This window comes from Clostridium sp. Cult1 (assembly GCF_021655095.1).
Taxonomy (GTDB): domain Bacteria; phylum Bacillota; class Clostridia; order Tissierellales; family Tepidimicrobiaceae; genus Schnuerera.
Genome location: NZ_PPXW01000001.1, coordinates 1,814,446 through 1,826,951, shown reverse-complemented (window position 1 = coordinate 1,826,951; position 12,506 = coordinate 1,814,446). Strand labels below are relative to the sequence as shown.

Genomic DNA, 12,506 nt, shown 5'->3' with positions numbered 1-12,506 from the left:
CTTTTGGGATTCCTTATGTAGGATCAGGAATCGATCTTGTACCTTTAAACAAAGCCCAGAGGAAAGAAATTGTAGCTTATAATAAACTTCATACTCCCAATTTTGTAATAGCTAATGATGCAGATAGTATACCAGAAATAAACCTTAACTATCCCCTTTTTGTCAAGCCCATTGATGGAAGAGGAAGTGCAGGTATTAACGAAGACAATATAATATATACATATAAAGAATTACCAAGAGTAGTAAAAAAGATTACTGAACGTATTGGACAAAAAGCGCTAATAGAAGAATTTATAGAAGGAAGAGAAATAACCGTTGGCGTCATAGGATATAAAAAACCAGTAGTATTACCTATTGTGGAAATAGAATACAACTCAGCTAAAACCAATACTTTTGAACATAAAATGTATGATAATGAGATCATACATTGCCCAGCTAATTTTTCAAAGGAAGATAAAAAACGCATTAAAGATGCAGCATTAAATATATATCGAGTATTAAATGGGAAAGATTACTCTAGGATCGATATGATAGTCGGAAAAGATGGTATACCATACTTTTTGGAGATTAACACATTTGCAGGGCTTACTATGGATTCAAAAAAAGATGAAGACGGTAAGATGAAAGTTCACCATGGATATATGGGTTATGCAGCAAAAGCTGCAGGAATGACAGCAGCAGAGTTTATAGGCAATATTTTAGAAAGTGCAATAGAAAGATATGGTTTAAGAGATAAGGATACCAGAAAATTGACCTCCTAATATTCCAACAGTAGTTTAATCCCTACTGTTGGAATATTTTTTTCTAGTTTCATATTAGAGGGGAATTATTAATTATACTTTATCATTAGATACATATTATGTATAATATAATTAGTGTTTATAAGACTATTAAGGGTTATATGGGAAAGTTAGATATAATATTCGTTAAGTATTTTCTAGCATTATCATCTTGTTCTATTTTAAAACATATTCATATTTAGAAATTAGCAAGTTTATCAATGTCATTAGAAGTCTATCTAGTAGATAAATTATAAGGGAATATATAACAAATTAATTATATATATTATCAATAAATAATAAAAAAATGGGGGGATTTATCAATGCATAATGTTAGAGAGGTAACCAAGGATCTATATTGGGTAGGCGGAAACGATCGTCGGCTTACTCTTTTTGAAAATATTCATCCTATTCCTGAAGGCATCTCCTATAATTCATATTTGCTTTTAGACGAAAAGACTGTCCTCTTAGATACTGTAGATTGGTCAATATGCAATAGGTTCATAGAGAATATAAAATATGTTCTAGGGGATAGGCCTTTAGATTATATGATAATAAATCATATGGAACCAGATCATGCAGGATGTATAGGGGAAGTGGTATTCCACTATCCAGATGTAAAAATCATAGGAAATAAAAAGACCTTTGATTTTATGAAGCAATTTGGTTTTGAAGTAAATGAAAACTGCATAGAAGTTAAAGATGGAGATACTCTATCTTTAGGAAAACATGAATTCTCATTTATATCTGCCCCCATGGTACATTGGCCAGAGACTATGGCAACCTTTGATACTACCAATGGAGTATTATTTTCTGCTGATGCCTTTGGAACTTTTGGTTCCTTAGATGGGAAGCTTTTTAACGATGAAATGGATTTTGATAGGGAATTCTTAGTACCAGCTCGAAGATATTATACTAATATAGTAGGGAAATATGGTCCTCAGGTCCAGGCTTTGTTGAAAAAGGCTAAGGATTTAGATATTAAATATATATGTCCACTCCATGGGCCAGTATGGCGTACAAACCTAGGCTATTTTATTGATAAATATAATAAATGGAGTAGTTATGAGCCTGAAGAAAAAGGTGTAATGATAGTTTATGGATCAATGTATGGGAATACAGAGGCAGCTGCTGAAAATTTAGCTAGAAGATTAGTAGAAAAAGGTATGACTAATGTAGTTATGTATGATGCTTCAAAAACCCATGTGTCTTATTTAATCTCGGATGCATTTAAATATAGTCATATAGTTTTGGCTTCTGCGACTTATAATTTAAATATATATACACCAGTACAAAACTTCTTACTAGATATGAAAGCATTAAATTTACAAAAACGTACAGTTGCTGTAATTGAAAATGGAACTTGGGCACCTAGGGCTGGGAAATTAATACGTGAACTTCTAGGTGAAATGAAGGAAATGAATGTTTTAGAGAAAGAAGTATTAATAAAATCATCTATGCAAGAAGAAAATATTGATGAAATGGATGCTCTTGCTGATAGTATCATAGAATCAATGAAATAAATATTAAATGGAGAAAAGACTGATTTACAATTTCTTTAGTAAGTCAGTCTTTTAATATTATTCTTATAATGACTTATAATGATAATTATCAAAACTAGAAGGGTTTTATATTAAATTTAATAATAGCTCCCTTTGGATTATTGTTTTTGGCCTCAATATTTCCTCCATGTTTTTCAACAATAGTTTTTGCAATATACATACCTAATCCAGAATGTCCTGTTTCAAAGGAACGGGATTTGTCTCCTTTATAAAATTTATTAAATATATTTTTCAAATCTTCTCTTGTAAAGCCTTTTCCTGTATCTATAATGGAAAATTCTATTTTTTCGTCTTCACATAGAACAACTAATTCAATACCCCCGTTTTTTTCCGTATACCTAATACTATTGGATATACAATTATCTAGTACTTGTTCAATAGATTTAATATCGAATTTATCTATAAAATTATTTTCTCTAGAATCTATAATGTCTATTTTAAAGTTAATTCCTTTTTCTTGGCACAGCAGTCTATAATCTTTTTCCTTTACATTTAAAAATTCAACTATATTCACATCTATAGGTTCTAAAATAAAATCCGGGCTTTCAATATTGGATATTTTATTCATATCATCTAATAATATTAAAGCTCTTCCATTGTTTCTTTTGATTACTTCTACATAGTCTTTAAACTTATTTTGTTTAATATTACTATCCATTAATGCCTCAGAATAAGTGCTAATGATGGTGAGGGGAGTTTTTAGGTCATGAGCAATATTGGCTATGTTTTCTCTTCTATTTTGCTCTAATTCCCATTGTTTAATAAGGGAGTTTTTAAGATTTATTCTCATTTCTTCAAAAGCGTTGCAGAGTTTTGTCAACTCATTGTTTTCACTGTACTCTATATTAAAGTCTAAGTCTTTATTTTTAATTTTTTCTGATGCATCTAACAATATATTTACTGGCGTATTTATTTCTTTACTTAATTTTTTAGCATATATAAAGGTAAATACAATTATAAATATAAAGGGAAAAAATATTATTGAATTAGATAATAAAAACAACGCAGTGTTATGGGTTTTTTGAGTAGGTGCCAATCTATAGTTAAATATAATGGCACCCTTTATACTGCCCTTTGTATCTAATATGGGATCAATTCTAGCAAAAGAATTTCCACCAATAGATTTAGTAGAATTTAAACTAGTGGCTAGTTCTTTTTTATCCTTTATTATCTTTGTATTAAAGGTTCCGTATAGGATATTTCCATCTTTATCTAATACTTGATAGAGTATTCCTTCATTAGGGAGCATTTTCTCCATTTTGTTTTTATAATTTTTATCTAAAATTCCATCATGACTTTTTCCTATTTCTTCAACAATATCTACTATTAGATTTTCATAGTGGTTAGCTGGATAGCTAATATGGTCAAAAGTTGCAAACCATATGATAAAAGAAAGTAAAGAAAACATCAAACTTAGGACTAGTATTTTGATAAAGGTTATAATGAATTGTCTTTTAAAACTTTTATATTTCATAATTTAGGCCTCCATTTATAGCCTAATCCCCAAACGGTTTCAATATATTTACTTTCTTCATCAAAAGCATTTATCTTAGCTCTAATATTTTTAATATGTTCCGTAACAGTAGAAGTATCCCCCAACCCATCATAGCCCCAAATCTTTTCATATATTTGGTCTTTTGAAAATACTTGACCAGGGTTCAAGGCTAATAGCTCTACTATTTCAAACTCTTTTTTAGTCAGACTTATATCGTGGCCCCTTACTTTTACATTTAAACCCTTAAGATCAATAACTAGATTATAAAAATTTAGAATATAGATGTCTTCTTTTTGCATTTTTCTTTTTTCTCGCCTTAAATGGGCTTTAACTCTGGAGACTAATTCATTTAAGCTAAAGGGCTTGGTTATATAGTCATCACCACCAATAGCAAGTCCCTTAATCTTATCTTGTTCACTTTCCTTTGCTGATAAAAATATTATGGGACAATCTATATTATCTCTTATAAGATGACAGACATTAAAACCGTCTATATCAGGCATCATAATATCTAGAATAATTAGGTCTGGTTTCTTTCTTGACAATTCAATACCATCAAATCCATTATAAGCGGTTAGTACATTATAACCGTTGGTTTCAAGTGTATCTTTAATAATCATAACCAAATCCTTTTCATCATCTATAATAAGGATAGTCTCCATAGTAGTCCTCCTATCAAAATATTAAATTATAAAGTAAAATAGATAATCCGTATAATATATAAACATGGGCTGGATAGAATATATAAAATAATTTCTTCATAGACTTACCCTTTTCTCCATTATATAAAAACATAAATATTAGGGCAAATACACTCATCCATTCATAATAATTAGTAAACATAAGTTTTAAGCTAATAGGCCTGATAAAGATAAGAGGAATGCCAATCATCCATGCTAATGTAAATATTCCATAGGATATGAATTGTAGTTTTCTATTTTCACGAAACATATATAATAGAATACCAGTTATAATTAGAAACAGTCCCCCTTCAACCATAAAAGGTGATGGAATAAAGCTGGTCACTATCAAATAAATATTATTAGCCATATCCATAGAAAAAAACGGAACAACTAGCAATTGAAAAATAAAAATTATAGCATAATTTATTATAAAGGGAGATAATACTAATCCTATTCCTTTTATAAAATTTTTTCCCCTAATATAATCTATTCCCTTAAATATTATAATTAAAATTACAAAGGTGGAAAATATACTATTTTCAGCATAAAATCCATCTCCCCTTTGAAGGGCAGGGAAAATCTCCATTAGTGATTTTATAATTGCCATAAAAACAGACATAAGGTAAATCCTTGAAAAATACTTTTTTCTGTTAGAGGTATGAGTATAGCCTTCCACCATGGTAAACAAAAACAGACCCCCAGCTAGTCTACCAATCCATGAAAACAAAACGGAAACTTTTCCTGTAAATTGAAAGAAATAATGAATATGGTCCAACAACATAAACACTAAAGCCAAAAATTTAATATCAAACCCTGTAAGCCCTTTAAATCCTTTTTTATTACTTTCTAAAGTCATTTTTATCCCTCCTTTTAAATTCTATATATAATTTAGCATTTGATTATAAGGAATTTATAAAGTTTATATAAGGAAATTAAAGGAATTTAGATTTGACTTTTAAGTTATCAAATTATGATATAATATTATCGAAATATTAGGTATATATGCAATAATTATGGAAATAAAACAATCTATTTTTATGGATTGGCAGAAAGCAGTAATTTTTAATACGGGGTGTTATCTATGTATAAGATACTCATAGTAGAGGATGATAAGGTTCTTTGCAATAATATAAAAGAAGGAATTTCTAAATGGGGATTTGAAGCAGTTTCTATTGATAATTTTGAAAGTATATTAGAGGAATTTGGGAGACATAATCCTCATTTAGTAATTATGGATATAAATTTACCTTATTTTGATGGATTTTATTGGTGTAAAAAAATAAGGGATATATCTAAAGTTCCCATCATATTTTTATCTTCAAGGGATAGTAATATGGATATAGTAATGGCGGTGAATATGGGTGGAGATGATTTTGTTACCAAGCCATTCTCTATGGATATTCTATTGGTAAAAATACAGGCACTTCTTAGAAGAGCTTACTCCTATGGACCAGATGATAGACAGATAATAGAATGTGATGGAGCAATTTTCAATATTAACGATGGGACATTAACCTATAATGATAAAAGTATAGAACTAACAAGGAATGAATTTAAAATACTTCAATTACTTATGAAAAATAAAGGCAAGATAGTAACAAGGGATAGGATTATGAGAGGCCTTTGGGAAAGTGAGTATTTTATTAGCGAAAATACCTTAACTGTAAATGTAAATAGGCTTAGGAAAAGACTAGAAGAATTAGGATTGAAAGATTTTATAGTGACCAAAAAATCACAAGGATATATGATACCATGATCTTCTTTAAATATATAAAGGACTCATTTAGAACAGTTTTATGTTTTTTATTAATTATTCTAACCATCAATTTAATATTGATAAGCAGTACAGACATAGACAAATCAATATTGGATATTCTATATATGAATATACTCCTTTTCTCTATTTTTATTGGATTTTTGGTAATGGGTTTCATAAAGTGGAAGCATACATATAGGGATTTGAAAAACGCATTGGATAATGGGAATAGTATAGAAGGTTATATTCCAAATGGAGAGAAGCTGGAACAATTATTAATAAGGAAAATAATTGATTTCAAAAACAAAGAAAAATTTGAGGAAGTAAAAGATTTGAAAAGAGATCTAGAGGAAATAAATGACTATATAACCAAATGGGTTCATGAAATAAAAATACCTTTGTCCGTGTGTGAACTTATGGCTGATAGGATAGAGGAGGAAGGACTATATGATACATCTAAGGAATTAAGACAGGAAGTAGAAAGGATAAACTTTCTTATAAATCAGGTATTATATACTAGTAGAGCCTCCAGTTATTCTCGAGACTTTATAGTTGAGGAGGTCAATTTAGGAGCATCAGTTAGAAGTGTAATTAAGAATAATATTAATTCCTTTTTGTCTAAAAAGATAGAAGTAGAAGTTGGAGATTTGGATTTCAATATATTTACCGACAGTAAATGGACCTATTATATATTAGAACAGATAATTAATAATGCTTGCAAATATGTAGATATTCATGGCAAAATTGAAATTTTTGCAAAGGAAACTGATGAGAGTATAATACTTTGTATTAGGGACAACGGGATAGGTATTCCTGCTAAAGATATAGATAGAATCTTTGATAGAGGATTTACGGGAGATAATGGAAGAAGGACAAAAAAATCTACTGGAATGGGCCTGTATATTTGCAAAAAGGTTGCAGATAAGCTGAACATAAATATTCAGGCAACTTCTGAAGTATCAAGATATACGGAGTTTAGAATAATTTTTTACAAACTATCCGATTATTTAAATGTGACAGAAATGTAATGTTTATGTTCATATTGTCACCACAAGCGATGGAATCCAGATAATTAACATACTAAAATATAGTTAAATATTAAGTAGAAATTGGAGGGGGCAATATGGAAATAGTACTTGAAACACAAAAATTAAAGAAAGAATATGGTGGAAAGGGTTTAACCTTTACAGCTATAGAAGATATTGACTTAAAAGTATATAAAGGAGACTTTTTAGGAGTAATGGGACCATCAGGAGCTGGAAAGACTACCCTTTTAAATATTTTATCCACTATTGACAGACCTACTTCTGGAGAAATATATTATGAAGGCAAAAATATATTAAACATAAAAAATAGGGTTATTTCAATATTTAGACGAAACAATATAGGATTTATATTTCAAGATTTTAATCTGTTGGACAGCATGTCAGTTGAAGATAACATGGCATTGCCTTTAGCTCTTTCAAAGGTAAATCCAAAAGAGATAAAAGAAAAAATAGAAAAGCTAAGTAAGTTTTTCGGACTAAAAGACCAATTAAAAAAATATCCCTACCAACTATCGGGAGGGCAGAAGCAAAGAGTAGCAGCAGCTAGAGCCCTTATTACTTCTCCTTCTATAGTCTTTGCAGATGAACCTACTGGAGCACTTGATTCAAAATCTTCCCAGGAATTGTTACAATGTTTATCCCAAATGAATGAACAATTCAATACAACTATAATCTTGGTAACTCATGATGCATTTGCAGCTAGTTACTGTAAAAGAATTCTATTTTTAAAAGATGGAAAAATCCATGGTAGAATAGATAAGGATTCATCTAGGAAAGAGTTCTTCAAGCGGATTATTGATTTTCTTGGTTCTATGGGAGGTGGAGTAGATGAATTCTTTTAAGATAGCCATTATTAATTTTAAACGTAATATAAGGACCTACGGTTTGTATCTTATGGCGATGATTTTTTCTGTAGCTACTTATTATAATTTTGTATCTATGAGATACAATCCTCAATTTTTGGAGGCTAAAGAAGTATCAGCTTATATAGAAAGTTCATCTATGGCTGCTTCTATGCTCATGATAATATTTCTCATATTTTTCATAGTATATTCTAGTAACTTTTTTTTGAACCAAAGGAAAAGGGAGATAGGCGTATATGCTTTCATGGGAATTGACAATTATAAAATAGCCTTTATATTTGCTTCAGAAGGATTATTGTTGGGGATAATGTCAGTAATCTTTGGACTAGGTGTTGGAATTTTATTTAGCAAATTATTTATGATGATGCTTGCAAAAGTAGCTTTATTAAACATAAGGATTGGTTTTTTTATATCCAAGAAAGCCTTTATTGAGACAATAACTATTTACTCAATTATTTTAGGTATTACATTCTTAAAAGGATATTTAGATATTATTAGAACCAATTTAATAGACTTGATGAATTCATTAAAAAAGGAAGAAGAACTTCCTAAAATTAATTATTTTAAGGGAATAGTATCAATAGTCATCATAGGTATAGCTTATTATATTGCAATTAATTATAAAAGATTTGGATTTGGTACTTCACTTATGGTTACAGTCCTTCTCATTATATGGGGTACTTATTGGTTATTTGGTTCTTTTTTTTCTATGATTATAAGATATTGTATAAATAAAAAAGAATTTCTATACAAGAGGACAAATATTATAAGTATTTCAAATACAGCTTTTAGAATTAAGAATAATTATAGAACTCTTACAGCAGTAGCAATACTAGTGACAACTTGTATAACTTCTTTTGGTACTGTAAGTTCCTTAAAATATTATGTAGATGAAAATCACAAAATAGAGGTTCCCTATACTATTACCTATATTTCTGATAATCAAGAAGAAATAGTAAAGGTAGATAAAATTATTGCAAATTCAAATCATAAATTAGAACTTAAAGAGAAAGCAAACTTTTTGTATGTACCTGACCGTCAGGTTGTAGTAGTTAGTTTATCAACTTTTAGAAATATAATATGGGACTTAAAAGTAAAAAATAGTGAAAATATAATATCTGAGTTTAATTTGTCAAAAGATGAAGTAGGATATATAGAAAGACCAGGGGTTATGATGAGCATCATAGCAAAAGATGATATTGTTTTAGGGGATAAAAAATATGATGTAAAAGTCAATACTAAGTCTCCACTTTTTGGTAATGGAGTTCCCTTCCCTTGTTTAGTAGTAAATGATGATGAATATGAAATATTAAAATCCAAATTCATTGAGAAACAGTTCAATGGAATCATACTTGACAATCCAGAAGATACCAAGGACTTAACTTTTGAACTGGCAGAAGTATTACCAGCGGAATCGGGACTATATACTTATTTCATAGCTGGTGCAAGATTTTATGATTTTACAGGAATTGTTTATTTCCTAGGGGCTTTCCTATTTCTAGTGTTTGTATTTGCAACGGGAAGTATAATCTATTTTAAAACATTGAGTCAATCCTTTGAGGATAAAGGCAAATATGGAATACTTAAGAAACTAGGAACTACTGATTTGGAAATACACCAATCCGTTTCGAAACAAGTAGGTATGCTTTTCATATTACCGCTAATAGTAGGGATAATCCATAGCATGGTTGCCATCTTGGTGCTAAGTGATATTATGAAATGTAGTTTAATCAAACCAACAATTATAAGTATAGGCATATTTGCATTGATATATGGTATATTCTATGTATTTACTAGAAAGAAATTTTTAGATATCGTGGGTGCAGCATAAAAAATAAAACAAGGAATAATCTTGATGTAGATTTTTTAAGTTAGGTTCTTTCTATTTGATTTTAAACAGAAAGAGCTTTTTTTCTGTCAAAATTAAAGTAATATGTAATGAAAATGAAAGCTTTTCGTATTAACATATGAAAGGAGATTTGAACAACTCCAGTATTACTTAGCTAAGTATAAGGGAAGGAGGTTTTAAAGAAAGTGCAGCAGATTGTATTAGTAGGTACTCTAGATAAAAATAAGACTAGAGAAGACCTATATGAGAAGAATGATTTTACTTATATTTTTAAATTCTATTATAAAAGGGTTTATAACTATATATACTATCGAGTTAACTGTCATCACACAGCAGAAGATTTAGTAAGCCAAGTATTTGAAAAGGTAATGTTTAAAATAGACACATATTCTAAAGATAAATCTCCTTTTGAAGTATGGTTATTTGCCATAGCTAGAAATGCAATAAATGATTACTTTAGAAGTTCAAAAAAATATAGATTTCTATCTATAGATACCATTAAGGAGCTGGTATCAAAGAAGAAAACTCCAGAAGATATAGTGGAAACATCTGAAACCAATGACGAACTTTTAAAAGTTTTAAAAACATTAGATATGAGAGAACAAAACATAGTAGCCCTCAAATTTGGGGCAGAATTAAAAAATGTGGAAATTGCTGAAATACTAGGTCTTACCGAAAGTAATGTAGGGGTGATACTTTATCGCACGATGAAAAAATTAAAAAAGGAGTTAGAAAGAGGGGAGCGATATGAATAAAAAGAGGATTGAAGATAGATTTTCTATAGACATAGATGCGTATTTTAGTGGATTAGAAAGGCAGAATAAATTGGAATCAGAAGAGTACAATGAGCTTTTAGAAATAGGTAAGGCACTAACTGATAATGACTTTAGCAAGAATAGTAATAAAGAGGAAGTATATGATAAAACTTTAAAAAGTATTAGTAGATATAAAGGAGAGGATATTGTGAAAAAGCCAAAAAAATTAGTTACTAAAGTGGCATCTATTGCATTGGTATGTATATTAGGCTTTTCTATAATGCAAACAGCATCGGCACAGGAATTAGTAGGCAAAGTATTAAAGACCATATCCCTTGGACATATAACAGTATTTGAAGGAGAACCTAGGGAGATAAAATCATTTCCAGTTCCAGAAGAATTTAAAGGTAAAATTTTTGATAAGGATGGAAATCTAGTAGAAGAATTTTCAGAAGAACTTGAAAGATTATATACAGTTGATGGGGAGGAAATTGCAACCTTTGATTTAGAAACGGGAGAGATAAGAACTGTAGCTGAATTGGATAGGATAATGGAAGAAGAAACACTGATAGTTAAGGATACTGATAAATTAAATGACTATACTTGTTTTGATGTCATACTTCCTAGCTATTTACCAGAAGGTTATAAGTTTAACCGAGCAGGATTTTTTAGGGATGAGAATGGTATTGTAGAGTATACCAAATATATTGAACTATACTTTACTAATGATAAAACGGGAGAATATATTTATATGCAACAGAGATTTGCTGATGAAGAGACCGCATATGCCACAGGGGCAGCTAAGGTTGAAGAGATAAAGGTAAATGGAGTGGATGCAGTATTATATGGGAATAACTTAGATTGGGAATATAATGATGTTATATACATGCTAAATGGTAGAGGAATTACAAAAGATGAATTAATAAAGATAGCTGAGTCTATTAAATAAAAGATTTGGTAAAATATTAAGGATTTCAAACTGGATAAAAGGTGGCCCTCAATAACAAAGAATCTCAAATTGAGATTCTTTGTTATGTGTAGAGGGAAAAATGTATCGCCCATATTATACTATCTAGAGGACAACTCCTGTATTGTTCCTTAGAGTGGCCACTTTTTTACTTTATACTGTATACTTATCGAAATACCCTTGTATATATACAATAGGTGTACCCTTATCCCCACTTCCTGAGGTTAAATCGGAAAGGGAACCTATAAGGTCTGTAAGCCTTCTAGGGGTAGTACCTTGCGTCTCCATAGCACCTACAAGGTTTGATTGTTTATTTTTAATATATTCAGAAATAGCTTTATTAAGCTCTTCTCCTTTCAAATCGGTAAAGGTGTTATCGGCAAGGTATTTGAGCTTAATCTCATTTGGTGTGCCTTCAAGTCCTTTAGTATAGGCTGGAGACACTATAGGGTCAGCTAGTTCCCATATATTACCTACAGGGTCTTTAAAGGCACCATCACCATATATCATAACTTCCACGATTTTTCCAGTTTTCTTTTTAAGCATGGATTGAATCTTATCTACAATAGGTTGACAGTCTCTTGGGAAAAGCTTTATACTTTTCTCTGTAGCTTTATTTGAGCCTAAAAGGCCATAGTTTTTGTTATAACCACTGCCATCAATAGATTCAGTTAAGATATCATCAAGGCCATAAATCTTTTCACCACCATTTGCTTTCAATATTTTCTTTGTTCTAAATCTTGAATGAATA

Annotated in this window: 12 protein-coding genes; 8 read left to right on the top strand and 4 right to left on the bottom strand. The window is 30.0% G+C overall.

Annotated features, from left to right (window positions below):
- Together C3E89_RS09065 and C3E89_RS09060 are read left to right on the top strand one after the other, a co-directional pair.
- Positions 1–761: D-alanine--D-alanine ligase family protein (locus C3E89_RS09065; RefSeq protein ID WP_236912264.1), on the top strand; the 761-nt coding region annotated here is incomplete at its 5' end.
- A gap of 341 nt (positions 762–1,102) precedes the next feature.
- Positions 1,103–2,302 (top strand): FprA family A-type flavoprotein, encoded by a 1,200-nt coding sequence (locus C3E89_RS09060; RefSeq protein ID WP_236912262.1) that lies wholly within the window; start codon positions 1,103–1,105, stop codon positions 2,300–2,302.
- 94 nt (positions 2,303–2,396) lie between these two features.
- Here C3E89_RS09060 and C3E89_RS09055 read toward each other — a convergent pair whose 3' ends face one another.
- From C3E89_RS09055 to C3E89_RS09045, 3 genes are read right to left on the bottom strand one after another with little or no spacing between them, the layout of a single operon-like run.
- Positions 2,397–3,815, bottom strand: coding sequence for a HAMP domain-containing sensor histidine kinase (locus C3E89_RS09055; protein ID WP_236912261.1), 1,419 nt, complete (start codon positions 3,813–3,815; stop codon positions 2,397–2,399).
- Entirely contained in the window at positions 3,812–4,498 is a 687-nt protein-coding gene (locus C3E89_RS09050; protein WP_236912259.1) for a response regulator transcription factor, read from the bottom strand. Before C3E89_RS09050 ends, C3E89_RS09055 begins: the two co-directional genes overlap by 4 nt.
- A gap of 13 nt (positions 4,499–4,511) precedes the next feature.
- Positions 4,512–5,375, bottom strand: a complete 864-nt coding sequence (locus C3E89_RS09045; RefSeq protein WP_236912257.1) for a TraX family protein — start codon at positions 5,373–5,375, stop codon at positions 4,512–4,514.
- 225 nt (positions 5,376–5,600) lie between these two features.
- On the opposite strand from C3E89_RS09045, the gene C3E89_RS09040 reads away from it, so the two are divergent.
- From C3E89_RS09040 to C3E89_RS09015, 6 genes are all read left to right on the top strand, one after another.
- On the top strand, positions 5,601–6,275 hold the full coding sequence (locus tag C3E89_RS09040) for a response regulator transcription factor (RefSeq protein WP_236912255.1): 675 nt from the start codon (positions 5,601–5,603) through the stop codon (positions 6,273–6,275).
- A 167-nt stretch (positions 6,276–6,442) separates the two neighbouring features.
- Entirely contained in the window at positions 6,443–7,303 is an 861-nt protein-coding gene (locus C3E89_RS09035) for a sensor histidine kinase (protein WP_236912253.1), read from the top strand.
- A gap of 95 nt (positions 7,304–7,398) precedes the next feature.
- A complete protein-coding gene (locus C3E89_RS09030; RefSeq protein WP_236912251.1) occupies positions 7,399–8,163 on the top strand; it encodes an ABC transporter ATP-binding protein in 765 nt (254 codons plus the stop codon).
- Positions 8,150–10,015, top strand: coding sequence for an FtsX-like permease family protein (locus C3E89_RS09025; protein ID WP_236912249.1), 1,866 nt, complete (start codon positions 8,150–8,152; stop codon positions 10,013–10,015). Before C3E89_RS09030 ends, C3E89_RS09025 begins: the two co-directional genes overlap by 14 nt.
- A gap of 203 nt (positions 10,016–10,218) precedes the next feature.
- The gene (locus C3E89_RS09020; RefSeq protein ID WP_236912246.1) at positions 10,219–10,788 is read left to right on the top strand and encodes a sigma-70 family RNA polymerase sigma factor; all 570 of its coding nucleotides are present in this window, start codon (positions 10,219–10,221) and stop codon (positions 10,786–10,788) included.
- On the top strand, positions 10,781–11,737 hold the full coding sequence (locus C3E89_RS09015) for a DUF4367 domain-containing protein (RefSeq protein ID WP_236912244.1): 957 nt from the start codon (positions 10,781–10,783) through the stop codon (positions 11,735–11,737). Before C3E89_RS09020 ends, C3E89_RS09015 begins: the two co-directional genes overlap by 8 nt.
- A gap of 171 nt (positions 11,738–11,908) precedes the next feature.
- Here the strand turns inward: C3E89_RS09015 and C3E89_RS09010 are convergent.
- Positions 11,909–12,506, bottom strand: a 598-nt coding sequence (locus C3E89_RS09010; RefSeq protein ID WP_236912242.1) for a coenzyme F420-0:L-glutamate ligase, incomplete at its 5' end; no start/stop codon positions are given.